This is a genomic window from Yersinia fenwicki, from assembly GCF_043099325.1.
Taxonomy (GTDB): Bacteria; Pseudomonadota; Gammaproteobacteria; order Enterobacterales; family Enterobacteriaceae; genus Yersinia.
On record NZ_CP170755.1, the window covers coordinates 1416823 to 1440520 of the forward strand.

Genomic DNA, 23698 nt, shown 5'->3' on the forward strand with positions numbered 1-23698 from the left:
GCTACCCGTTGGCTTCAATGCTAAGAGTGCCGCTGGTAACACTGCTGTTGTCGGATTTGACACCCGCACCTAAGAGAGAATTGCGGCTGTTATTGACTTCAGCTGCACGCAGAGCGGTATCCCCCGCGGCGGCAATGGTGCCACTGTTACTTAGCTTACCCGCCGTAGTGAGTTGGGTATCACCACTGGCGTAGAGCACCCCTGAGTTATCAATATCGGTGGAAGTCTTCACCGCCAGATGCTGAGTACTGTTGATCTGGCCGCTGTTGATCAGCATGCCATCAGCCGTGATAGTAATATCGCCGGCTGACGCACCTATCTCACCGGCATTGTGCACCCCGACACCGGTTTCAGTCCCGATTAGGCGAATTTTACCGGCATACATGCCGCCCAAATTGGCGACATCCACCGCCACGGTAGGGTGGGCGCTGCCATCATCGGCTTTGGTGGTAATATTTTGATGCGCGGCGTCAACCTGATTGCGCCCGGCGGTGACTTTTAGGTCATTGGCCCAGATACCGGCATTGACTTTAACGGAACGGGCGATCAGATCAGTATGATCCTGACGGCTGCTGTCCAGGCCTTTACCCTGAATAACAATCTCACCCCGATCCACATCGTAGCCAGTAAGTTGGCCATTATTGAGCTGCGCCTGACCGGTCGTTAAGGTCGCGCGGTTGGCATTAATAAAACCGCAGCCTTCGCAGGTAATGCCCGACGGGTTGGCGATAACCATCTGCGCTTTGCGCCCGGCCACCTCGATATAACCGTTGAGTCTGCTGGGGTCACGGCTGTTGACTTCATTGAGGATAATACTGGCTTCACCGCGCGCCAGCGACGGGTTACCGCTGATAAAACCGCCGAGTTGCGTCTGATTGATACCCTGTCCGTTATTGAGGATCACCCCGCGATTATCGACATCAAATTGGCTGTAAACGTTACGTGAAATGCCACCACTGCTGGGCGCCTGGATATTCACCTGTGGCGTGCCGTTAGCGCTGCTGATAATGGTCGGTTGTTGGTTACCCGGCGCACTGGCATCGGCGACAATATTGGCTTGCGCGGATAACGAGACGCAGCCTAAGGCCAGTAACAGGCTAAAACTCAGCGATGACAAGGCACTGATACGACGGCGTTGAGTATGCCCAATACCTGACGAGGGTGACGAGGCGGCCCGACCGGAGGCGGCGATATCGGCCACTACCATCAACAAGCCACGTGTCTTGTTAAATACGATACGGTACAGGTTCTTATTCATAACTCATCCCAGAGTAAAGCGTTAAGCGGGTGCATCAGTATTGCCAGTTCAGGTTAAAGCCCAGAGTCACCGAGTCGGTTTTGAATCCGTCGGGTTTAGAGAGTGGTTTGCCCGCAAACAGGTCGTAGCGGGTATTCAGAATATTGCCGCGCACACCAATGGCACCGCCCGCCAAATGCTGGCCCAGTAGATAAGAGGCGCTGGGTCCCCCGACCTCGCCATAGTCAACACCGACATACAGCTCATGCCCTGGCAGCGGGGTGTACCAGCCGAGATCATTGCGCACTGTCCAGCCCCGGTCGGCATTCAGCGTGCGCTCGCCATCAAAACCACGCACTGACCAGCGGCCACCGATAGAGAACTGATCCTGTGGCGTCAGCGGCGTGTTAGTGCTTTGACGCTGGTATTGCAGGTTGTAGTGAAACTTTTGCATCAAGATGGCAAAAGGAATATCTAGTTGCGCATTCAAGCGCAGAATTTTACTCAGGGCGGTGCCTTCCCCGACATACTCTTCCTGCGCGGGCATCGCACCAAACCAACGGGTGCCGCGCTGATAGCTGATACCGGCATCCAGTGTGGCTTGCGAAATAAAGTGGCGATGTTCCAGCCCAATACGCCAGGCGGAGGTGCGACGGCGCTGTACTTCCACTTCGGTATCATTGATGTAGTTTTTTGACGAGCGGGTCAGCACATCGTAGGTAAAAGTGGTTTTCTGGTTGGCGTTGCGGTGCAGCAGGCGGCTGAGTTGCAGTGTCACATTCTCACTTTCCCCCCGATAGCTGTAGTCGCCATTCAGCCCTGCCACCGTCTGATGATAGTCATAGCTGCTGGCGGTAATACCTGCGGTCCAGTAACCGAAAGGCAGCGAGTAATGGCCGGTTAGGTTATTGGTACCTTTATCGCCGCGATTTTTTATTGAGCCGCCAGCCGAGACATAAAACAGGTCACTCAGGGATAAAGGGTTATCCAGAAACAGTGTCGCGCCACCTTGATAGCGGCCGGTGCTGCGGGTGCCGGAGTCATCCAATGAGGCTGCCAGCCGCCACATTTTGCTCTGCTGCCAGTTCAGGGCGATGTCTGTCTCACCGGGTGCGGAGCCGGGGATCAATTCCATACTGGCTTGCACGGTGGGGATGCGCTGTAGGTTTTCCAGTCCTTGTTCGATATCACGTAAATCCAACAAGTTACCGGGGCGTGCGGGGAAAGCACTAAATAATGTGACATGGTGGTCACTGTTTGGGGTCAGCGTCACCTGACGTATCTTGCCGGGTACCACTTGTAGTGCCAGAGTACCGCTGTTCAAATCCTGCTGCGGAGCCAGAGTACGGGTAGTGACATAACCATGATCAATTAGCCGATTTTGTAATTGGCTCATAAGCAGGTTAATCCCCTTGGCCCCCAAACACTGGTTTTGCGCTTGATCGGCGAGTCGTTGCAATGGCAACCAGCGGGGCAATGGTTCAGTTCCACTAACCGTGACGCGTTCAATGACAAAACAGGGTTTCTCTGCTGGAAAAGTGATGCGGCCAACGGATGCTGATGGCGCAGATAAGCGCACATCTGGTGTGGTTGGTGCCAGACGCTCTTCCAGTGCCCGTTGCCGTTCCTGCTGATGAATACTTTGCTGTGCGGGGGCTAATTCCGCGCTATTACTTGCAAGTGGAATAGCTACCGCAGGCAACAATATGCCAGCTATTAATGTTGAATAGTGGGAACGCAGCACAGGGAATATCCTTATTTGCCCTGTTGGGGCAGATAAACGGCTGAATAAAATAATTCAGCGAATTATGCACGCGAAAAAGTTATTTTCAATGTGTTTTTATAATATAAAAATATCCAATAATTAGCTTGTAAATTCCATATAAAATATCGTTCAAACGGAAAGTTATTACGATAAATATCTCATTAAATTAAATTACAATGGCAGCTTGTCATTTGTGAAGGCGAAATGGCGGTCAGTTAAAAAAATAATAAAATGATTTAAATCATATATTTCTGAACTTTCTATGAGTCTAACTGATCGTTATCCGTTTAGTATCCTCCCAAATACTATATCGCAGTGAGTTTGTCAGCATTAGGTTGACCACGGTTAACATGCTTCGGATGAAAAAGAGAGAGGAAGGAAATCTCGCACCGATGTAGAGTGTGATAGCTGCGTTGAATCAAAGACTAGAATAATAGTTAATTTCTTTTATATTGATGTACAATTTAATTATTTTTGTATTTTTTTATTGATTTTTAATCTGGGATTAACTTAGAGATTTAAGATAAATAAATCGCTAGCCTAAAGTATCATTCTTTTATGCTATTTCCAGAGAAAATAACTTTATGCTTTTTATTTATTACCTGATTTATACATTCGCCATATATTTACCAGATAAAAATCTCCTTTGGTTATGTATCATTGTTACTGGCTGCTTCAGGTAGCGTTCAGGCTGGGCCAGTACAAACACCCGATAAAATCGGATGTTTGAGAGCTGCATTGATTATAGTTCGCGCTGGTTCATCATTAATGCCAGATCCACAAGGCGATTTGAGAATCCCCATTCGTTGTCATACCAAGCCAGGATTTTGACCATATTTCCGCCGATAACCAGTGTCGATAATCCATCAATAATAGATGAACGGGGATCGCCCTGATAATCGCTCGACACTAAGGGTTCATCGCTATAACCCAGAATACCCTGCAACGGCTCAGAAGCGGCCGCCTGGCGGAACGCATCATTGACTTCCTGCGCAGTGACATCACGCTCAAGCGTCACCGTGAGATCGACAATCGACACCACAGGAACGGGCACCCGCAACGAGTAGCCTGTCAGGCGGCCATCAAGTTCAGGAATCACTTTTCCTAACGCTTTGGCGGCACCGCTGGAGTATGGCACAATCGACAGCGCTGCCGCTCGTGCGCCGCGTAAGTCTTGTTCGGGCTGGTCGTGCAATACCTGACTGTTAGTATATGCGTGCGTGGTATTCATAAGACCGTGCTTGATACCAAAATGTTGGTGCAGCACTTGTGCGGCAGGAGCCAGACCGTTGGTCGTGCAGCTACCATTACTGACAACAAAGTGTTTTTGCGGGTCGTACAGCTGATGGTTTACGCCCATCACTACGGTTAAATCGTCATTTTTGCCCGGTGCCGAGATGATGACGCGTTTTGCACCGCCACTGTGAACATGCACCGCTGCTTTTTCGCGTTCAGTGAAGAAACCCGTCGCCTCAATAACGATATCCACGTCCACATCCCGCCAAGGGATACGGGCCGGATCGCGTTCACTGAATACCACGATGGGTCGACCATCGACATTCAGTTGCCCATCGGCTGCATCTACTGAACATAGCAGCGTACCCAGTAGAGAGTCGTATTTCAGCAAATGAGCCAGTGTTTTGCTGTCTGTCAGATCGTTGATTGCCACAATATGAATATCCGGATTGCCCAGTGCTGCGCGTAATACGTTGCGCCCGATTCTCCCGAAACCATTAATACCGACCTTGACCATGATGAACTCCTTATGTGTTGTCTTAGGAGTGACTTTAGGCCCAGAGCAGTTTGGCGTAAATGACAAAAAAGGATCATTTTACGCCATTTTGCGACAATGAAAGCGTTGGCGATATTCCCCCGGAGTCAGGTTCAGCTGTTTTTCAAACATGCGACGCAGATTGATACTGCTACCGAAACCCGTTTGCACGGCAATTTCGTCCAGCATATCAGTAGTTTGCTCCAGCCGTTGCCGTGCGGCAGCAAGGCGAGCTTCGGCAACATAGCGTGCCGGAGATGCGCCGGTTTCACGGGTAAAAACGCGGGTGAAATTGCGCGGACTCATCGCCACTTTTTCTGCCAGATTTTCAACGCAGAGGTCGGCGGTAATATTTTCCAGGATCCACGACTGTAGATCACTTATCGGGCCAGAACCGCTGTTTTTCCGCAGATCGTAGCGGCTAAACTGTAATTGACCGCCGGGGCGGCGAAGATACATCACTAAATCCTGTGCGACATCGCGGGCAAGGCTAAAACCGTAATCTTCCTCAACCAGTGCCAGCGTCAGATCAAAACCGGAGCTGACTCCACCGGATGTCCAGATCGGCCCATCTTGAATATACAGCGGCCCACCTTCGACCTTCACCTCAGGAAATGCCGATTGCATGGTTTCCAGCAATTTCCAGTGTGTCGTTGCTCGTCTTCCATTAAGTAATCCGGCCTGCGCCAACAGCATCGCACCGCCACAAATTGAGGCAATACGGCGTGCATACGGTGCGGCGAGATGTAGCCAGTCGACAATAGCAGTGCCTTCCTGCTCATTCTGACCGCGACCAGTAATGAGTATGGTGTCGAACGGTTCACGGGGATCCAGCTCATGAAGGCGATGATCGGCAAGCAAGTTTAACCCGGACTGGCCGTGGATCACCTGATGCAGCTGAGTTGTTGCAATGCCAACATGATAACGAGGGCGATCCAGGCCTTCCGTATGCAACTGGTTAGCCTGCATCAGAATGTCTGCAATACCGGCAGACTCGAACAGCATGCCGCCGTCAGGAACAATAATGAGAATTTTATACATGTCCTGAAAAGTATACTTTCGGTAAAATAAGTCAACAGGAGGGATAAGAATTTTCAGGAGAAAGGCAGGAGTAAGAAGCGATGATAGTGTCCTCGATTGGAATCGAAATTAAATTTATCCTATTGTATTTAAAGTAAATTATTGACACCATCAAATTATTTCTCTGGCACTACTTAGTACAATTCAAACGTTGAACTAAAATATTTTGATTAAATTTAGATAGTATTGATTGCATTAAAATTGGCTGTCATTTGTTCCCATATCCGACGATAAAAAAAGAGTGCTTTTAAAAAGCACTCTAAAAATAAACAAGTAATACAATTTTAGTGGCACATATCGACATCCACACTTATGGATTTATATATGAGCAATTAACACATCACTACTGAATTGCATGCTCCCTCCATTCATGAGAATGTCAGACTTCTTTCCGAGATTATAAGAACAGTTACTAAAAATGATGAGATCAAAATTTGGCTGTATTTCTAGGATGCTTTCAAGATACTTATTACTGTATGTGTAGATAATAGATGTCGGATAGTCTACGTTCTTTGTTATATTATTGTAAAATAGACGAGCCTCAGCAAATAGTATATTTTTGTATTCTTCAAAAATAGAGCGTTCACATAATAAAAATAATTCTGGTTCATAGATTTCTATGACAATAGAGATATGTGAATGATATGGAGTGGCAATGGATATTGCCAGTTCAAGTAAATCACTTGAACCTCTACAGAAATCTGAAATCAGTAATATATTATTGTATGGCATTACTTTTCGTCCATTTTAGAATGGAACATCAAATGAAAGTATCCCTTTCCTTAAAATTGATAATTTAAGGCAACAGCAACCATGTTATCTGTTGCAATATGTGCATCTCTTGTGAAGTTGTTGTTGTGAAGTAAATTGATTTGGTAATCAGCGTAGGCATACATATTGCTGTTAAAGTAATAAAAAACACCAATATTAATATCTTTATAAATATCTTGATCGCCGTATCCATCTATTTGCGTGCCACGGGACTGCTGATAACCAAGTGATGGCCTAAACCCACTATCGAACCCATATTGAATAACAGCTTCAATATTTTGTGATTTATCAGCAAAACCATAGGCGGCACTATCAACGTTACCGAAGCGTGTTGCATTATATGCTTGTGTGTATATTATTGCGGCATAATATGAATTATCATCATATTTTAATCCAACACTGTAAGCTTCAGCATTGCTGCCACGCCCGATAATATCCTTATTATTGGCCCCATTTTGTTCATCCGTTCTTTTAACATTAAAGAATGCACCCGATATACTGACGCCAGCTCCAATATCATAAGCAATAGACATACCATAACCATCGCCATTTTGAGCCAATACATCGCGACCGTTATTTGTTTCACTTGGCCCACCATTGCTATTTATATACTGGAGGGAAAATTTGAGATCGTCATTTACACCAAAGAAGTCATTGTTCCGATAAGTTAACAGACCATTCGCTCTTTGAAACATAAAGTTATCGGCGCCGTAGGTGTTACCGCCAAATTCTGGCATAACGTCGGTCCAAGCTGCAACATCATAGAGTACTCCATAATTTCGGCCATAGTCGATAGAGCCATAATCTTGTAGTTTTAACCCAGCGAAGCCTACTCGAGTAAAGTTTTTGTTATCTTCACTTTCAGGTCGATTAAGATTAGCTTGATACTCCCATTGTCCATACCCAATTAATTGAGTATTGATCTGTGTTTCCCCTTTAAAACCAAAGCGTAGATAAGACTGATCACCATCAATTCCATTGTCACCCGAGAACCAATGCATTGCATCAAATCTTCCGTACAAATCTAATTTGTTACCATCAGAATTATAAATTTCGGCAGCATTTACCGAAGGAAAGTAGGTCGACGTTGCGATTAAACCTAAGACCACCACTGCATTAATCTTCATTTTGACTCCTAATCTACAAAGATTGATTTTGATTTGCGCCTCTGTACTGAACGGAAAGTCTCTATCCTTAAGGCCATTTTTATGCGCATCAATGATTAGCGCGCTATTAATCTACATTGGTTATAAATAGCATGCTAATGATCTCGATCAATGTTTGCCATCATTAAACTCGTAATATTTATATACATAAGATAACTCGGTAGTTATTTGGCTTAGCGGTGCTAGTTTTATAGGTGTGTTATTTAATGAAAAGAAAAGAATTTACCATCGTTGTTGGTGTACTGTTTTTTTTCATTGCAGTAGTGGCAATGGCATTACTATTTAGGGCATATAGCAGTGAAATATGGTTACAAGGGGAAGTTGATGCACCAGAAGTGGTTATTTCTTCCAAGGCGAAAGGGAGAGTTATAGAGCGTTTTGTCGAGCGAGGTGATGATGTTGTTCAAGGTCAGAATTTAATCTCTCTGGAGAGCCCAGAATTATTCGCACAACTGAAAAAATATGAAGCATTAAGAGATCAGGCAAAATCAAATTTAGCCATGTCGCAAAACGGCACACGTGAAGAAAAGATTCGTTATGCGAGAGCTCAATTGTTAGAAGCAACTCAGAACTTTAAAAATTCCGCGCAGACATACCAAAGATTCAGCAAACTTCTACAGAAAAACTATGTTTCTCAGGATGAATTAGATGAATCATTTGTAGTCAAGAATCTGACAGGCAGAAGCTAAAATCGGCCCAGTCACTTTTAGATGAGGCATTGAATGGTTACCGGATTGAGCAGCGCGAAGCTTTTGAGGCGACATTACGCGCTTCAGAGCAAGAGTTAAATGAAGCCTCTATAATAGTCAACGATTTACTTGTTACATCACCTATCAATGGTGAAGTGGGTACTATGCCCGCTGAGAAAGGCGATTTATTGAATGCACTTTCCCCTCTTTTAGTTTTAATTAATCTCGACCAATCCTATTTTGTTTTTGATATCCGTGAGGATATTCTCTCGGATATTCATAAAGGTGATAATGTTACACTACGTATCCCGGCATTAAATAATAAATTAGTTCCTGCCACAATAAGATATATCGCTCCTCTTGGTGACTTTTCAACGAAAAGAGCAACACGCGCAACCGGTGACTTTGATTTGAAAACTTTTGAGATCAGGTTATATCCATTAGATCCAGTAGAAGGGCTACGCCCTGGTATGAGCGTATTATGGTCATGGAAGTTATAAAATATAATATTGGAGTCTGTTTTCAGTTAGTTATTAAAGAACTAAAAAACTCCTTTAAAAAGCCGATATATCATTGGCTATGCTGGATATTTCCATTGCTTTTATTTGCATTGCTCAATGCAAGTTTCTCTAAAGGAACACTGTTAGATATACCTGTTGCTGCTGTAGATAATGACCATAGTCATTTATCTAAAAAGATTATGCGACAACTTAATGCTGCTTCTCATGCGCAAATAATTTCATATGGTGATGACCTGGAAAATGCCAAACGTGCTCTTGAATATGGGGATGTTTACGCCGTACTTTATATTCCACTTAAATTCGAGAAAAATGTACTTTCAGGTAATAGTCCAAATGTTGTTTTCTTATACAATGCGCTATTCTATGCTTCAGGTAGTTACTCATCTCAGGATTTCTCAGGATTAGTTGCGGAGATTAATAATACTTATCGTCCAATACTAAATGCACATAATGAACAGCAGGCAATAAAATTATCCAAACTTCATCTGGTCTATAGTAGCCTTTTTAACCCTAGTGGTAGTTTCGTATACTATCAACAATTTGCAGCCACGATACATCTTATACAATTATTTGTTGTTACAACAACTATTTATATTCTTGGCCACACAGGGAAAACTAATTCGCTGGTTGGTTTCAATGCTATGATACTGTGTAAAATAATCCCCTACACAGTCATTTTCACTCTATTATTAGTTTTAGAACTAGCGATTCTTATTACACTTTCTGATGCGAAAATTAACGGGAATCCACTCTATATATTGTGCGTAGGGTTCTGTTATATTCTTGCGGCCCAAAGTTTGGGATTAATACTTTATACTTTCACGCCCTCGACTAACATGGCATTCACACTGATTGGCTTGCTGGTCAGTATTGCATTGAGTTTCTCTGGTCTGGCTATGCCGGAATTTTCTCTCAGTAGCCTAGGAAAATTGGTCTCAGAGCTAGAACCCTTAACTCACGCACTTAAAATAATGTTCGATATTTTTTTACGTCATGTATCAGCAACGGCCATTATGAAGTCATGCGGGATACTCCTTATTTATCCCATTGTGACCTTTATTCTTATTCGCCGTCGACTCTATTTTAGAATCAAACTGAATCCTATGGGGGCATAATGATTGAATATTGGAAGACATTCTGCCATGTCTTGATACATTTGATAAAAAAGCCGTTATGGCTGCTGGTATTGATATCGCTTTCTATGATGAGTTTAGTCTATGGAAATCATGTATGGAAATTACCTGTTGCACTGGTGGATTTAGAACATTCAAATATGAGTCGCTCGCTAGCCCGAAAGCTCAATTCAATGTCAAGACTTGAGATAATTCACTATTCAGTTGAAATGGATACTCGAAAAGATCTTGCAAATAAAAAAATATTTGCTGTCATTATTATTCCAAAGGATACGGAAAAAAATATTCTGAAAGGTGAGGATATATCTATTCAGGCATCTGGTGATGCGACTAATCGATTACCGAATGGGCTTATACAGAAGGATATATTATCAGTGTATGAGGATACTATTTTTGAATACAATAAATCCTTGGCAATGAAGAGTAATTGGAGCAGTAAAGATTTTAATTCATTTTTTCAACCAATTAATCCAACGCTTATTGATCTCTATAATGCAGGCATTAGTTTTTCTGCCATTATTTTCCCTGGACTGGTTTCGATGATCCTTCAGCAATCTCTTCTTGTTGCCTGCGTAACGATCACGTTAGGATTAAAAAGGGAGGATGGGGACTTAATGTTATTTCGGGAGTTTTTGGGTGGTGTTAGTGCTACATTTCCAATCTGGATTATTTTATCTTTCGTCGTATATATTATTTTACCGAATGTTCTTGGTTACCGGCAGACTGCAAATATCACGGAGGTTCTAGTCATAACTATTCCATTTATTTTTTCTGTAATAGGATTAAGTCGTATTATAACTGAGTGTTTATTGCATTCTGGATTAATATATCTAACATTACCTTTTATAACTCTTCCTGTATTTTTTATCTCAGGTACTATTTGGCCACTTCAGGCAATGCCAGTCGCTGTACGTTTTATAGCATATTTACTTCCATCAACATGGGCAACCAAAGCGATGGTGGGTATTAATCAAATGTCTCTGCCACTAAATGATGTAGCAAAGGACGTTCTATTTATGTTTATTCTTGGCAGTATATATCTGACTATTGGTGAGGTTATATATCGGAAAAGAAATCGATTACGCTTACGATTTATGCAGAGGCATATTTAATGAGTAATTACGGTATGGGTAATTATATCATTGATGACATCTATTTTTATAAAACTGCTAAATACTATTCAAGGAGTATTTCATGAAAAAATCTATGTTTTTATTACTATTAGTGACTTACGCAACTTACTCAGTTTCTGCTGTGGAAGTTAGTAAAACTCAAGCCCATAATTTACATGAAATGGGGCATATATCTGTACATGGAGATCCTACAGTTCTTTCTCCTGAAGCTGTAAAAAATGCACTTAATAAAAAAGCAGATAAACTTGGGGCTGGATATTATTATATTGTTGCAATGGGAACGGCTGGCGATTCCAGCGAGTATAATGCTGATGCGATAGTTTATAATTAATATTTTTTCGGTTCTTAACATTTTATCCCGTAAACTCTATTTAGTGGTTTACGGGACTCTTTACCGGTGTATATCACTAATTCTATCCACTCGAAGGATGAATGTCGGCTTGGCGGAGCGGATTTTGAAGTCATTTAGCAGCATTTTTGTATAACCATAAGATCGAACCTAGCGTTATACAACATTCTATACAAGTTTTGTGTAGCTGTTACGGGTATTTTTGGGATTTCTTTGGACGTGGTTTTTTATAATGCAGTTGTTTTTAAAGGTTTTTTAGACTTTATTGAACATCTTGAGAAGTGCTAATGGTGTCCCCGACTGGAATCGAACCAGTAACTAGCCCTTAGGAGGGGCTTGTTATATCCGTTTAACTACGGGGACCTGTTCATCTACAGGGTGACTGCCGATGAAGTATACTGCCGGAGTATTATACGCATTTTGACCCAGATAATAAGCAGTTAGCTGTCTGTTTGGTTACTCTGTCACCAACTGATGGTGAATAATGAGTATTTGTTGGCAAAAAACATCAGACATAGCCGCAAAATACGAGCCGTTACGGGTGCGGTGGCGGTGAATCACTGTCTACTTTTTCGCTTTTTTTAGGTTGATGGGCCATATCACTGCGAATCTGTGCATGGCTTATCAAGGCAAAAATAAAGGTTCCGCCAATAATGTTACCTGCTAGCGTCGGGATCGCGAACGGGTAGATAAATTGCTGCCAGGGTATTGAGCCGTTAAATACTAAATAGAAGATTTCTACTGAGCCGACCACAATATGGGTCAAATCGCATAAAGCGACTAAATAAGTCATCAGGAAGATTACCCATATCTTGGCTCCGCCTGCTGAGGGCATCATCCATACCATAGTGGCAATAATCCAACCGGAAAATATGCCTTTAGCAAACATTTCTCCCGCTGAGCTCTCCATCACCCCTTGGGCAATTGTGACAAACGCCGCACGCGTTGCATTATCAAATACTGGCATATGAATAAAGGAATAAGCTGCAATCCCTGTACCGATCAGGTTGCCCAATAGCACCAGCCCCCAGAGGCGAAATAATAAAATGAAGTTTTGGCGGCTAGGTTTTTGCATTATTGGCAATACGGGTGTGACGGTATTTTCGGTAAAGAGCTGTTGGCGGGCCATAATGACAATAATAAAACCAAAGGTATAACCGATATTTTCCAGTAGAAAACTGGCCGGAGTCTCAGACAATTTTGCGTGAAAAATGCCTTTGGCAATCAGGGATGCTCCCATTGAAAGCCCCGCGGCAACCGCCGACCACAATAATGCGAAGCTATCGCGCTCTAACTCTTTCTCTCCGTCGACACGGATAATCTCATGAATGGCCGCCGCCTTGGAGGGGAGCTTCTTTTCATTGACTTCAATTTCTTGCCCTTCATGTGGCTCATTACTTTCCACGGTTAATTTGCCCTTATCTTGAGATCGTTTTTCATTATTCATAAGGAATTCCTGATTAGTAGAGGAAAAAGAAAGCAGCCAAGCTATAAGCATAGTTGCAAATTTTTATTCGCGACTTTTTGGTCATGCAAATAGAAGTAAAAGGTCACCGGGTTTTCATATTGTTGTTTTTTTCTACAGAATATTGATCTTAAACCGAATATTACCTCTATAAGGGTAGGGATAGCGTTGGGCCCACACTACGTAAGGATTAAGCCTTTATGCTATCATTCGGTTTTCCTGAACTGACAATCCTACGGTGGAAGACAATCCTTCATGCTGGAAGCTAAAAATCTGACCTGCATCCGAGACGAAAGAAGCTTATTTCAACAGCTCAGTTTCTGTGTGGCTGCGGGGGAGATTGTGCAGATAGAGGGGCAAAATGGAGCCGGTAAAACTAGCCTGTTGCGTATTCTGGCGGGCCTTGCCGATGCTGACGAAGGGCAGGTGAATTGGTTGGGAGAGAATATTCGTCGCGACCGCGACCGTTATCATCAGGATTTGCTCTTTTTAGGCCATCAGACGGGGATCAAATCTGTACTCACCCCTTTTGAGAATTTGGCATTTTATCAGTCGGTATTTCAACCGGTTGATAGTGCGGCTATCTGGCAGGCATTATCTCAAGTCGGGCTGGTGGGGTATGAAGATTTGCCGGTATCACAGTTATCTGCGGGTCAGCAAAGACGGGTGGCTTTAGCCCGTTTGTGGTTGAGCCAATCACCATTGTGGATTTTGGATGAGCCACTGACCGCAATTGATAAACAGGGTGTCAGCACCTTGTTGGCTCTGTTTGTGGAACATGCCGCCAAAGGAGGCATGGTGTTGCTCACCACTCATCAGGAGTTGGATGGTGTCGGGCAGCAGGTGCGTAAAATCCGTTTAACCAACACGCAGGAGAATTAATGTTTATTAGCGTGTTGCGCCGTGAATTAAAAATTGCCTTCAGAAAAGGTGCTGAAATCGTTAATCCGCTGTGGTTTTTTCTGATTGTCATCACCTTGTTTCCGCTGGGTATCGGCCCTGAGCCGCAATTACTGGCGCGCATTGCACCGGGCATTGTTTGGGTGGCAGCATTGTTGGCATCATTATTATCACTAGAGCGACTTTTCCGTGATGATTTTCACGATGGTTCTCTGGAGCAATTATTGTTGTTACCCAGTCCACTGACACTCACGGTGTTAGGCAAAGTGTGTGCTCACTGGGTGGTTACCGGGCTGCCTTTACTGATTTTATCGCCGCTGGTGGCTTTATTGCTTTCCCTTGACAGTAACACTGCGATTGCCATGGCGCTGACACTGCTATTGGGAACGCCGACTTTAAGTTTTATCGGGGCCATCGGTGTGGCGCTAACGGTGGGATTACGTAAGGGCGGGGTTTTATTAAGCTTATTGGTGCTGCCGCTGTATATCCCGGTGCTGATATTTGCTACTGCGGCCATTGACGCCGCTTCAATGTCATTACCTATAGATGGTTATCTGGCGATTTTGGGCGCGATGTTGGCGGGGAGCGCGACACTGGCGCCTTTTGCTACTGCTGCTGCATTGAGAGTGAGTGTGCACTAGCTGTTTAGGCGGGTATGAGTAATAGAAGAAAAGAGTACCGATTTTCAAAAGCTTAAACGCGGTAGCCAACTCCAGTCAGAGCAGATTGCGCGCCGTTCCCTGCACTGGCATTGCCCATGTGGTGATGCTCGTCCAATTTAAATGTGAGCAATGAAAAATGTGGAAATGGTTTCATCAATTCGCTAAACCTGAACGGCTCTATCAGCTGTGTGGCCGATTTATTCCATGGCTGGGTATCGGAGCCGTTATCTGCCTGATTGTGGGCTGGGTGTGGGGCTTTGGTTTCGCCCCGTCGGATTATCAGCAAGGTGATAGCTTCCGTATCATATATTTGCATGTTCCGGCGGCGATTTGGTCGATGGGCATTTATATGTCGATGGCTATCGCGGCATTTGTCGGTTTGGTCTGGCAAATGAGAATGTCTGATAACGTCGTGGCTGCTATGGCCCCAGTGGGCGCAGTATTTACCTTTATTGCCCTGGTTACCGGTTCGGCCTGGGGTAAACCCATGTGGGGAACATGGTGGATCTGGGATGCGCGACTGACCTCCGAGTTGGTGCTGTTATTCCTCTATCTGGGGGTGATTGCCCTGTATAACGCCTTTGAAGACCGCAAACTGGCCGGGCGCGCCGCCGGTATTTTGGTGTTGGTCGGCGTGGTCAATATCCCTATTATTCATTTCTCTGTCGTGTGGTGGAATACCTTGCATCAAGGTTCGACTAATATGCAGCAAAGCATTGATCCGAGTATGCGCTCACCGCTGCGCTGGGCTATTTTGGGTTATCTATTCTTCTTTATCACCCTGACATTAATGCGCCTGCGTAATCTGATTTTGCAGCAAGAGCGCCATCGGCCTTGGGTCACCGCTTTGCTGCGTAAGGAGCCTCGTGTATGAATCCGGCCTTTAATTCTTGGGCGGCATTTTTTGCCATGGGAGGCTATGCCTTTTATGTCTGGCTGGCGATAGCGGCGACGGTCTTATCGCTGCTTGGCCTATGGATATGCACGGTATGGCAGCACAAACAATTATTAGCAGATATTCAACGCCGTGAGGCGAGAGAACAACGTATTCGTCAGGCAAATCAGGCCCAGAATCATCCAGCCAAAAATGCAGCCCGTTCGCAGGAGAAACAACAGTGAACCCACGTAGAAAAAGTCGGCTCTATCTGGCGATTGTGGTTCTAATCGGTATCGGTTTGACCACCACTCTGGTGCTGTATGCGCTGCGTTCTAATATTGACTTGTTTTATACGCCGGGCGAAATTTTGCAGGGCAAAGGCGAGCGCCATGAGAAGCCGGAAATCGGTCAGCGCTTGCGTATCGGCGGGATGGTGATGCCAGGTTCGGTGAAGCGTGACGATAAAACGCTAGAAATGAGTTTTAAGGTTTACGATGCGCGAGGTGCCGTCACAGTGACTTATACCGGTATTCTTCCCGACCTATTCCGCGAGGGGCAGGGGGTAGTGGCGCAAGGGGTGTTTGCTGAAGGAAATACCATCAATGCCAAAGAAGTCTTGGCAAAACATGATGAAAAATACACGCCACCGGAAGTCAAAGAGGCGATGAAAGAAAACCATACCCGTCCGGCTGATGCCTACAACAGCACTACTGCGCAAGGTAATGCCTCATGATGCCCGAAATTGGGAATTTCTTGTTATGTCTGGCGCTGGCTATTTCGCTATTGCTGAGTTTGTATCCGCAGTGGGGTGCTGCTCGCCAGGATGCCCGCATGATGGCAACCGGCAGGCCATTGACCTACGGCATGTTTGCCACCATCGCACTTTCATTTATATGCCTTGTATATGCGTTTGTGGTGAATGATTTCACTGTCTCTTATGTCGCGGCGAACTCAAATTCACATCTGCCGGTCTATTACCGCATTGCGGCAACTTGGGGAGCGCACGAAGGCTCACTGCTGTTATGGGTATTGTTGCTCAGTTGTTGGTCACTGGCAGTGGCGCTGTGTAGCCGCTCCATGCCGGATGATGCGGTCGCCCGTGTGTTGTCGGTATTGGGGATGATTACTGGCGGCTTCCTGCTATTTATTATTCTGACTTCGAATCCGTTCAACCGAACTTTGCCGGACTTCCCGATTGATGGCAATGACTTGAACCCGCTGTTGCAAGACGTTGGGCTGATTTTCCATCCACCTTTGCTTTATATGGGTTACGTCGGTTTCTCGGTAGCATTTGCTTTTGCCATTGCCTCTTTAATGGCTGGAAGGCTCGATAGCGCTTGGGCTCGCTGGTCACGCCCGTGGACTCAGGCCGCATGGGTGTTCCTGACTATGGGGATCGTGCTTGGTTCCGCGTGGGCTTACTATGAACTTGGCTGGGGCGGTTGGTGGTTCTGGGATCCGGTAGAGAATGCTTCATTTATGCCTTGGCTGGCAGGGACGGCTCTGATTCATTCATTAGCTGTTACTGAAAAACGTGGAACATTTAAAGCGTGGACAGTATTGCTGGCAATTACCGCATTTTCTTTATGCCTGATGGGGACATTCCTGGTGCGCTCCGGTGTATTAGTCTCGGTGCACTCTTTCGCCTCTGATCCCGCGCGCGGCATGTTTATTCTGGCCTATTTAGTGATAGTTATCGGCGGCTCTTTACTGCTATATGCAGTTAAAGGTGCACAAGTGCGCAGCCGGACTCAGCATGAAGTGTTCTCGCGCGAGACATTCCTGTTGGGCAATAACGTGCTGCTAATTGCTGCTATGTTGGTGGTATTACTCGGCACATTGCTGCCATTGGTCCACAAACAGCTTGGTTTGGGTAGTATCTCCATCGGCGAACCTTTCTTTAATACCATGTTTACCTGGTTGATGGCACCAATGGCGCTCTTAATGGGAATTGGGCCATTAGTTCGCTGGCGTCGCGATGAGCCGAGCAAGCTTTATAAACGCTTGGGTGTGGCTCTGGTGGTCACTTTGTTGATGTCGATATTAGTCCCTTGGTTGCTGCAAGACACCATTGCCGGAATGACCGTAGTCGGCCTGATGATGGCTATCTGGGTGATTATTCTTACTGTGATGGAGTTGCATGAGCGCGCCACTCATCGTCATGGCTTCTGGCGTGGTCTGAGCCATCTTTCCCGTAGTCATTGGGGGATGGTGCTGGGGCACCTTGGGGTGGCGGTGACCGTGATCGGTATCGCGTTCAGTCAGAATTACAGTGTTGAGCGCGATGTGCGCATGAAAGCCGGTGATAGTATCGATATCCACGATTATCACTTTGTATTCCGCGATGTTCATGATATCAAGGGGCCAAACTATACCGGCGGTGTAGGCATTATTGATGTTACCCGAAACGGCAAACCTGAAGCGACTTTGCATGCAGAAAAACGTTATTACAGTGTGGCCCGCTCGATGATGACGGAAGCTGCCATTGATGGTGGCCTGACGCGTGATCTGTATGCCGCACTGGGTGAAGAGCTGGATGATGGTTCATGGGCGGTGCGCTTGTATTATAAGCCATTTGTCCGTTGGATCTGGTATGGCGGGGTATTTATGGCTATCGGCGGTATTTTCTGTATGTTTGATCCCCGTTATCGGATGAGCAAAAAGTTAAAACGCGGCGCGGCGACGGAGGCTAAATAATGAAATCTCAATCTTCATTTAATAAGCTGATGTTCATTCCACTGGTACTCTTTTTGCTGCTGGTTGTGGCTTTTTTGGTGCAATTGACCCGCAATGCTAATGGCGATGATCCCACCATGTTGGAGTCTGCGCTCATTGGCAAACCGGTACCGACTTTTAAACTGGAATCCCTTGAGCAACCCGGGAAAACTTTCGATCAGGCAGTATTGCATGACGGCAAACCCATGCTGCTCAATGTCTGGGCAACCTGGTGCCCGACTTGCCGTGCCGAGCATGAATATCTGAATAAGCTGGCGGCGCAGGGTATTCGTGTGGTGGGGTTGAACTATAAAGATGATCGCGCCAAAGCGGTGCAGTGGCTTAATGCGCTGGGTAACCCTTACGCGCTGAGTTTGTATGATGGCGATGGCATGTTAGGGCTGGATCTGGGGGTTTATGGTGCGCCGGAAACTTTCTTGATCGACGGTCAGGGCATTATTCGCTATCGCCATGCCGGTGATCTTAATGATCGCGTCTGGCAGCAGGAAATCCTGCCACTGTATAAAAAGTATCAGGAGGGCGCATGAGATTATTCAGCCTGGTACTGGGCCTGATATTGGGCTGGAGTATTTTTGCGACTAATGTTTTTGCGGCCATTGATACCTACACCTTTAGCTCGGTGGAGCAGGAACAGCAGTATCGTGAGTTAACAGAGCAATTGCGTTGCCCTAAATGTCAAAACAACAGCATTGCTGATTCTAATGCCATTATTGCCGCCGATATGCGCGGCAAAGTGTATGAATTGCAGCAGCAGGGCAATTCTAAACAGCAAATTATCGATTATATGGTAGCCCGATACGGCAATTTCGTCACGTATGAGCCCCCAGTGACGGCGGCAACGTTGATTTTGTGGGTCGGCCCGGCCATGTTCGTTCTGATTGGTGCAGTGATTGTAGTGCTACGCGCCCGCCGGCGGGTGGAAAAAGAGGCCTCGCTTTCACCGCAGGAGCAGCAGCGGTTAGACATTCTGCTGGCTGAACAACAACAACCTTCGGCTCCACACAAAAAGACGAACAGGAAACAACCATAATGGCTTTTTGGCTGATAGTGATTATTTTGCTGGCGGTCGCGGGTGCCTTATTGGTCATTCCGGCGCTGCGACAAGAGAGCAATTCATCGGTAACTACTCGAGATGAGCTAAATAAGGCGATTTATCAAGACCGGTTATCTGAATTGGTAGAAGATGAAGCACAGGGCGTAGTGGAACAGCGGCCTGAATTGATTCAGGAATTACAGCAAAATCTGCTAACAGATATTCCACATGAATCCACTGAAGACACTAGCCCAATCAACCGCTGGGTTTTATTACCGGGTGTAGTCATTCTGGTGGTCGTTTCGGTCGGATTATATGTGAAAACAGGCGGCTTAACGCAAGTGCAGGCGTGGCATCAGGTTGAAGCTCAGATGCCAGAGTTACGCGCCAGAGTTGCCAACGAAAGGGCTGAGCCTCTGACTATGGAGGAAGTTGCTCGTTTAGGGCTGGGATTGCGCACCTCGTTGCAGCAAGATAGCGGCAACGTCAATGATTGGATGATGCTTGGCAGAGTGGGCATGGCTTTGAATAATGCGACTACTGCGACGCAAGCTTTTGCTAAAGCTTACCAACTAGCGCCCGATAATGATGATGTTAGGCTGGGCTATGCTGAAGTGCTGACGCGCTCCAACGATCCGCAAGATAATCAGTTGGCAACCAAGATGTTACGTACTATGGTTGGGCAGGATCACACCGACTTACGCGCTATGAGCTTGTTAGCTTTTAATGCTTTTGAGCAGGGTGATTTCAAACAAGCCATTGGTGCATGGGAAGTTATGCTAAAATTGCTGCCTGCAGGTGATTCTCGCGTCGAAGTGATAAAACGCAGTATTGCGCAAGCGAAATCACAGGCAGGGCAGGAAACAGCTACACTGGGAATAGAGGTCTCGTTGTCACCAGAGGCTGCCCAGAAATTACCCCAGCAAGGGGCGCTGATTATTTCGGTAACGGATGGCACAAACCCGATCCCCGTTGCGGTAAAACAGTTACCTTTGAGCCGATTCCCGCTATCCGTGACACTGGATGATAGCAATGCAATGATGCCGGAGCGTATGCTCTCCTCGTTGCAACAGGTGAAAGTGCGTGCGCGTATCTCACTGGATGGCACTGCTAATTCGCAGCCAGGTGATTGGTTTGGTGAAAGCAGTGTGCAGGATTTTGGCACGAAAGGGCAGCCCCAAACTATTCATGTTCAGATAAACAAACAGATCCCTTAAATATAAAGGGCTGGAAAGAATTTCATGGAGAAAGATATGAACTACCGCCTGATTGGGCTGGCTTTTGCAACCGTATTGTTAATAGGCTGCGCCAGTAGCTCGCCGGATCAAATGGAGCAGGGCCGCTCAGATCCGCTGGAAGGTTTTAACCGGGCAATGTTCAATTTTAACTATGAGGTTCTTGACCCTTATATCGTGCGTCCGGTTGCTGTTGTTTGGCGCGATTATTTGCCACAACCCGCGCGTAATGGGATGAGTAACTTCTTGGGTAACCTTGAAGAGCCAGCAAGCATGGTTAACAGCTTCTTGGTTGGTGATCCGTACAACGCCATGAAACACTTTAACCGCTTCTTCCTAAACACTATTTTAGGGATGGGGGGCTTAATTGATGTTGCCGGTATGGCGAATCCAAAATTGGCCAAAAAAGTTCCTAACCGCTTTGGTAGTACGTTAGGACACTATAATGTCGGCTATGGCCCTTACGTCGTATTACCGGGCTATGGTAGCTTCACGATCCGTGAGGATGGAGGTGATGCCGTGGATTACGTCTATCCGGTGCTGAGTTATCTGACTTTCTGGATGTCGGCAGGTAAATGGATGCTAGAAGGGGTCGAAACCCGGGCGCAGCTATTAGATTCAGATGGCTTATTACGTAACTCTTCTGATCCATATCTGATGGTGCGTGAGGCTTACTTCCAACGTAATGACTTCCTGGCGAACGGCGGACAATTGAAGCCAGAAGCTAACTCTAATGCTCAGGCTATTGAGGGAGATTTGGAAAGCATCGATTCACCTAACTGACAGGTGTGTGCTGTCTCGACAAATAAAAAAGCGCCGTGAGGCGCTTTTTTGTAGACAACTGTTATTAGGAAAACAACGCTACTAATAATTGCTATCAGAAGGCGTAGTTGAAGTTCACGCCATACAGCAATGCGGTACCTTTAGAGTCGAATTCATAAGTTGTGCCGCCCAGTGCTGTTGGCGTTTTTTCCGTGATGTGCACGTTCTGGCCATGCATATAGGAAATACCTACGTCAACTGATGCATCTTTGTTAAATGCGTAGGTGGTACCAGCACTTATCCAGAAACGATCTTGGTCTGGAATCGAAATAGTGCGGTTATCTGCTGGAACCGGGCTGTCATCGAAAGCAATACCGGTGCGGAAGGTCCAGTTATCATCGTAATAATAGGTAGTACCCAGTGCGATGCGGTAAGCATCGTGGAAGCCTTCTTGCTTCTCAAACAGAGTGTTACCGTTGGTTCCGGTAGCTTTCAGCTCTTTGAACTGGCTCCAACTGGTGTAGGCCATACTGTAGTGAATAGCCCATTGTGGTGCCACTTTATTGTAGCCAGACACTTCCCAGACTTCTGGTAGGTTTAGGGTTAGGGCGCCTGGAACTACTGCACCCCCCGTACCCCCAACAGCTCGCGGTAATTGGTTGCTGAAATCACCATCAAAGTCGATTTTCACTTTTGAACGATAGGTAAAGCTATAGCGGTTTTCTTTATCCACTTCGTACAAAACACCCGCATTCCAACCATAGCCCCACTTGGTTCCTTCCATTCGGGTGGCTTCAGTGCTTGCCGGTAGGCCTACACGTGGACCGGCCTCACCGAGGTGGCGCACAATTTTAGCATCGGCATAAACGGCATTAAAGCCCAGGCCAAAGCTGAAGTTTTCATTCAGACGATAAGCACCGCTTAAATTGAGGTTTGCGGTTTTCAGGTCAGTCTTACCACCGAGTAAACCTGCTGTGTAGTCATCATTAAATTCAGTGGCCAAACCATAGTTTGAAGTACCGGAAGCCCCAATTGCCCACTGTTCATTCAGTGGCATAATAAAGTGGATATTTGGGATCCACTCGGAGGGCGCGATATTTTTAGCACTGGTACTTTTGCCGCTTGGTGATGTTCCACTGATATCAACATTAGGATCGACATACACGAAACCGCCGGAGAATGAAGGGCGGTCGAACAAGGTCATTGCGGCGGGGTTGCGGCTACCAACAGAAGCATTGTCAGCAACAGCGCCTTCACCAGAGAAAGAGCGGCCCAATGCAGCTGCTGAATATTCATTCAGCTGAAAACCGGCCGCAGAAACGTTTGAAGAAATGATTGCTACTGCAGCTGCCAGAGCTGATCGGGTAAACAGGTTTTTCTGGTTCATGACCAAAACCTCATTATTTTAATTAATGTTACATACCGTAACAAGAGAATGCGGGATTGTAGGGTCCGTTATCGGTCAGACAAAGCAGACCAGTGGCTGAAGTATAGGTCTGACCAGCGAGGGTGTTGCAAGTATGTTTTTACATTTGACCGAATTTGATTGCAAAAAATAGACGCAGTTAACAAAAGCCTCACAAATTCGTAGCAATTATTACATTATTGATGATTGAACAAACAATTTTAGTGTGATTTCCGTCACTTAATAGGCCTATAAACAGTAAGTTCTAGTGCCAGATGACTGACGGTAGTAAAATAGCGTCAGAGAAAATATTTTTTGCACTATGTCTTATTTGTTTGCGCCAATTGCTATTTGCGCTATCTGATAGGCAATTTGCACCTATTTTGAAATGTCCGTTGAGGAGAATTGAAGATGTCAGATGCAACTGTTGGGTCAACAAACAATCGCTGTAGCGCGGAAGAAACTGCAGCCTGCTGCTGCATAGATGTAGGTACTATCATGGACAATACTGATTGTACTGCCTCCTATAGCTGTGTATTCGACAATCGTACAGAAGCTGAAGTTATGCTGAAAACGCTAACTGAAAAAGCGCGCGCTGTTGAATCTGAACCTTGCCTAATCGAGCATAAGCTGGAAGAAGCTGACGGTGGTGTGCGTTTAACCGTTGATTTCACTTTTGCTTGTCAGGCTGAAACCATGATTTTCCAGTTAGGCCTGCGTTAATTCACACCTTGCTGTGAGTCTATTCAGTGCAGTTGGATACCTAAAAACGCGGAGCTTTTAGCTTCGCGTTTGTTTAGGGTTGATTCGTCTTTTGAATTCATCACATTTGATTTATCACTTCCAGATAAGTTATTTGCCTGTCAGTTCTTCTCATTTCCCATTTTTAGTCCGAAAAGTTGCTCCTGCTCTCACTTTCCTGTTCTATAGGTTTACCAAATGTAAATATCTGGTTAACAATAATTGGATCAGGTCAGACCTGTTATTTGTTATGCTTTCATCAAAGCC

22 protein-coding genes, 1 tRNA gene and 1 pseudogene are annotated in these 23698 nt (G+C 45.6%); 15 read left to right on the plus strand and 9 right to left on the minus strand.

The window, feature by feature from the left end:
- Position 1 precedes the first annotated feature (1 nt).
- The 6 genes from ACF3VQ_RS06535 to ompC all read right to left on the minus strand — a co-directional run bounded on the left by ACF3VQ_RS06535 (position 2) and on the right by ompC (position 7751).
- Positions 2-1258, minus strand: coding sequence for a filamentous hemagglutinin N-terminal domain-containing protein (locus ACF3VQ_RS06535; RefSeq protein ID WP_392433956.1), 1257 nt, complete (start codon positions 1256-1258; stop codon positions 2-4).
- Between the two features lie 34 nt (positions 1259-1292).
- A complete protein-coding gene (locus tag ACF3VQ_RS06540; protein WP_392433959.1) occupies positions 1293-2981 on the minus strand; it encodes a ShlB/FhaC/HecB family hemolysin secretion/activation protein in 1689 nt (562 codons plus the stop codon).
- 763 nt (positions 2982-3744) lie between these two features.
- Complete coding sequence (gene gap, locus ACF3VQ_RS06545; protein WP_392433962.1) at positions 3745-4755, minus strand: type I glyceraldehyde-3-phosphate dehydrogenase; 1011 nt, start codon at positions 4753-4755, stop codon at positions 3745-3747.
- Positions 4756-4833: 78 nt separating this feature from the next.
- The gene (locus ACF3VQ_RS06550) at positions 4834-5814 is read right to left on the minus strand and encodes a GlxA family transcriptional regulator (protein WP_392433964.1); all 981 of its coding nucleotides are present in this window, start codon (positions 5812-5814) and stop codon (positions 4834-4836) included.
- A gap of 357 nt (positions 5815-6171) precedes the next feature.
- Positions 6172-6585: a hypothetical protein gene (locus tag ACF3VQ_RS06555; RefSeq protein ID WP_392433967.1), complete on the minus strand. Its 414-nt coding sequence runs from the start codon at positions 6583-6585 to the stop codon at positions 6172-6174.
- A gap of 50 nt (positions 6586-6635) precedes the next feature.
- Positions 6636-7751, minus strand: a complete 1116-nt coding sequence (gene ompC, locus ACF3VQ_RS06560) for a porin OmpC (RefSeq protein WP_046694776.1) — start codon at positions 7749-7751, stop codon at positions 6636-6638.
- A gap of 245 nt (positions 7752-7996) precedes the next feature.
- Between ompC and ACF3VQ_RS06565 the strand changes: the two are divergent.
- The 4 genes and pseudogenes from ACF3VQ_RS06565 (at position 7997) to ACF3VQ_RS06580 (ending at position 11597) form a co-directional block, all read left to right on the plus strand.
- Positions 7997-8979, plus strand: a pseudogene (locus ACF3VQ_RS06565) (HlyD family secretion protein).
- Positions 8961-10115, plus strand: a complete 1155-nt coding sequence (locus ACF3VQ_RS06570) for an ABC transporter permease (RefSeq protein WP_392433971.1) — start codon at positions 8961-8963, stop codon at positions 10113-10115. The pseudogene ACF3VQ_RS06565 and the gene ACF3VQ_RS06570 overlap by 19 nt, the downstream one beginning before the upstream one ends.
- Entirely contained in the window at positions 10115-11245 is a 1131-nt protein-coding gene (locus ACF3VQ_RS06575; protein WP_392433973.1) for an ABC transporter permease, read from the plus strand. Before ACF3VQ_RS06570 ends, ACF3VQ_RS06575 begins: the two co-directional genes overlap by 1 nt.
- Positions 11246-11327: 82 nt before the next feature.
- Positions 11328-11597 (plus strand): DUF1471 domain-containing protein, encoded by a 270-nt coding sequence (locus ACF3VQ_RS06580; protein ID WP_392433975.1) that lies wholly within the window; start codon positions 11328-11330, stop codon positions 11595-11597.
- Positions 11598-11903: 306 nt separating this feature from the next.
- Here ACF3VQ_RS06580 and ACF3VQ_RS06585 read toward each other — a convergent pair.
- Positions 11904-11978: transfer RNA gene (locus tag ACF3VQ_RS06585), tRNA-Arg, on the minus strand.
- Between the two features lie 172 nt (positions 11979-12150).
- Positions 12151-13062: a formate/nitrite transporter family protein gene (locus ACF3VQ_RS06590; protein ID WP_392433977.1), complete on the minus strand. Its 912-nt coding sequence runs from the start codon at positions 13060-13062 to the stop codon at positions 12151-12153.
- Between the two features lie 273 nt (positions 13063-13335).
- On the opposite strand from ACF3VQ_RS06590, the gene ccmA reads away from it, so the two are divergent.
- The 10 genes from ccmA (at position 13336) to mlaA (ending at position 21306) form a co-directional block, all read left to right on the plus strand.
- On the plus strand, positions 13336-13962 hold the full coding sequence (ccmA, locus tag ACF3VQ_RS06595; protein WP_392433978.1) for a cytochrome c biogenesis heme-transporting ATPase CcmA: 627 nt from the start codon (positions 13336-13338) through the stop codon (positions 13960-13962).
- Positions 13962-14621, plus strand: coding sequence for a heme exporter protein CcmB (ccmB, locus tag ACF3VQ_RS06600; protein ID WP_011815897.1), 660 nt, complete (start codon positions 13962-13964; stop codon positions 14619-14621). The genes ccmA and ccmB overlap by 1 nt, the downstream gene beginning before the upstream one ends.
- A 157-nt stretch (positions 14622-14778) precedes the next feature.
- Positions 14779-15516 (plus strand): heme ABC transporter permease, encoded by a 738-nt coding sequence (locus ACF3VQ_RS06605; RefSeq protein WP_392433982.1) that lies wholly within the window; start codon positions 14779-14781, stop codon positions 15514-15516.
- Positions 15513-15761, plus strand: a complete 249-nt coding sequence (gene ccmD / locus ACF3VQ_RS06610) for a heme exporter protein CcmD (RefSeq protein ID WP_392433983.1) — start codon at positions 15513-15515, stop codon at positions 15759-15761. The genes ACF3VQ_RS06605 and ccmD overlap by 4 nt, the downstream gene beginning before the upstream one ends.
- Positions 15758-16252 carry a cytochrome c maturation protein CcmE gene (gene ccmE, locus ACF3VQ_RS06615; RefSeq protein ID WP_392433986.1) on the plus strand — a complete coding sequence of 165 codons (495 nt, stop codon included), beginning with the start codon at positions 15758-15760 and terminating at the stop codon, positions 16250-16252. The genes ccmD and ccmE overlap by 4 nt, the downstream gene beginning before the upstream one ends.
- Positions 16249-18216, plus strand: a complete 1968-nt coding sequence (locus ACF3VQ_RS06620; RefSeq protein ID WP_392433989.1) for a heme lyase CcmF/NrfE family subunit — start codon at positions 16249-16251, stop codon at positions 18214-18216. Before ccmE ends, ACF3VQ_RS06620 begins: the two co-directional genes overlap by 4 nt.
- Positions 18216-18782: a DsbE family thiol:disulfide interchange protein gene (locus tag ACF3VQ_RS06625; protein WP_392433991.1), complete on the plus strand. Its 567-nt coding sequence runs from the start codon at positions 18216-18218 to the stop codon at positions 18780-18782. Before ACF3VQ_RS06620 ends, ACF3VQ_RS06625 begins: the two co-directional genes overlap by 1 nt.
- Positions 18779-19285, plus strand: coding sequence for a cytochrome c-type biogenesis protein CcmH (locus ACF3VQ_RS06630; RefSeq protein ID WP_392433993.1), 507 nt, complete (start codon positions 18779-18781; stop codon positions 19283-19285). The genes ACF3VQ_RS06625 and ACF3VQ_RS06630 overlap by 4 nt, the downstream gene beginning before the upstream one ends.
- Positions 19285-20505 (plus strand): c-type cytochrome biogenesis protein CcmI, encoded by a 1221-nt coding sequence (ccmI, locus tag ACF3VQ_RS06635; RefSeq protein ID WP_392433996.1) that lies wholly within the window; start codon positions 19285-19287, stop codon positions 20503-20505. The genes ACF3VQ_RS06630 and ccmI overlap by 1 nt, the downstream gene beginning before the upstream one ends.
- Positions 20506-20541: 36 nt before the next feature.
- A complete protein-coding gene (gene mlaA / locus ACF3VQ_RS06640; protein WP_392435468.1) occupies positions 20542-21306 on the plus strand; it encodes a phospholipid-binding lipoprotein MlaA in 765 nt (254 codons plus the stop codon).
- Between the two features lie 94 nt (positions 21307-21400).
- On the opposite strand, the gene fadL is transcribed toward mlaA, so the two are convergent.
- Positions 21401-22672: a long-chain fatty acid transporter FadL gene (gene fadL, locus ACF3VQ_RS06645; protein WP_392433999.1), complete on the minus strand. Its 1272-nt coding sequence runs from the start codon at positions 22670-22672 to the stop codon at positions 21401-21403.
- Between the two features lie 429 nt (positions 22673-23101).
- On the opposite strand from fadL, the gene ACF3VQ_RS06650 reads away from it, so the two are divergent.
- Positions 23102-23413, plus strand: a complete 312-nt coding sequence (locus ACF3VQ_RS06650; protein ID WP_392434002.1) for a YfcZ/YiiS family protein — start codon at positions 23102-23104, stop codon at positions 23411-23413.
- Positions 23414-23698: the final 285 nt, after the last annotated feature.

Coding starts and splice junctions, on each gene's coding strand:
- ccmD (WP_392433983.1), top strand. CDS start 15,513: ATGAATCCGGCCTTTAATTCTTGGGCGGCATTTTTTGCCATGGGAGGC.
- ACF3VQ_RS06630 (WP_392433993.1), top strand. CDS start 18,779: ATGAGATTATTCAGCCTGGTACTGGGCCTGATATTGGGCTGGAGTATT.
- ACF3VQ_RS06550 (WP_392433964.1), bottom strand. CDS start 5,814: ATGTATAAAATTCTCATTATTGTTCCTGACGGCGGCATGCTGTTCGAG.
- ccmB (WP_011815897.1), top strand. CDS start 13,962: ATGTTTATTAGCGTGTTGCGCCGTGAATTAAAAATTGCCTTCAGAAAA.
- ACF3VQ_RS06650 (WP_392434002.1), top strand. CDS start 23,102: ATGTCAGATGCAACTGTTGGGTCAACAAACAATCGCTGTAGCGCGGAA.
- ACF3VQ_RS06555 (WP_392433967.1), bottom strand. CDS start 6,585: ATGCCATACAATAATATATTACTGATTTCAGATTTCTGTAGAGGTTCA.
- ACF3VQ_RS06590 (WP_392433977.1), bottom strand. CDS start 13,062: ATGAATAATGAAAAACGATCTCAAGATAAGGGCAAATTAACCGTGGAA.
- ACF3VQ_RS06625 (WP_392433991.1), top strand. CDS start 18,216: ATGAAATCTCAATCTTCATTTAATAAGCTGATGTTCATTCCACTGGTA.
- ACF3VQ_RS06535 (WP_392433956.1), bottom strand. CDS start 1,258: ATGAATAAGAACCTGTACCGTATCGTATTTAACAAGACACGTGGCTTG.
- ompC (WP_046694776.1), bottom strand. CDS start 7,751: ATGAAGATTAATGCAGTGGTGGTCTTAGGTTTAATCGCAACGTCGACC.
- mlaA (WP_392435468.1), top strand. CDS start 20,542: ATGAACTACCGCCTGATTGGGCTGGCTTTTGCAACCGTATTGTTAATA.
- ACF3VQ_RS06575 (WP_392433973.1), top strand. CDS start 10,115: ATGATTGAATATTGGAAGACATTCTGCCATGTCTTGATACATTTGATA.
- gap (WP_392433962.1), bottom strand. CDS start 4,755: ATGGTCAAGGTCGGTATTAATGGTTTCGGGAGAATCGGGCGCAACGTA.
- ACF3VQ_RS06580 (WP_392433975.1), top strand. CDS start 11,328: ATGAAAAAATCTATGTTTTTATTACTATTAGTGACTTACGCAACTTAC.
- ccmI (WP_392433996.1), top strand. CDS start 19,285: ATGGCTTTTTGGCTGATAGTGATTATTTTGCTGGCGGTCGCGGGTGCC.
- ccmA (WP_392433978.1), top strand. CDS start 13,336: ATGCTGGAAGCTAAAAATCTGACCTGCATCCGAGACGAAAGAAGCTTA.
- ACF3VQ_RS06605 (WP_392433982.1), top strand. CDS start 14,779: ATGTGGAAATGGTTTCATCAATTCGCTAAACCTGAACGGCTCTATCAG.
- ACF3VQ_RS06620 (WP_392433989.1), top strand. CDS start 16,249: ATGATGCCCGAAATTGGGAATTTCTTGTTATGTCTGGCGCTGGCTATT.
- ACF3VQ_RS06570 (WP_392433971.1), top strand. CDS start 8,961: ATGGTCATGGAAGTTATAAAATATAATATTGGAGTCTGTTTTCAGTTA.
- fadL (WP_392433999.1), bottom strand. CDS start 22,672: ATGAACCAGAAAAACCTGTTTACCCGATCAGCTCTGGCAGCTGCAGTA.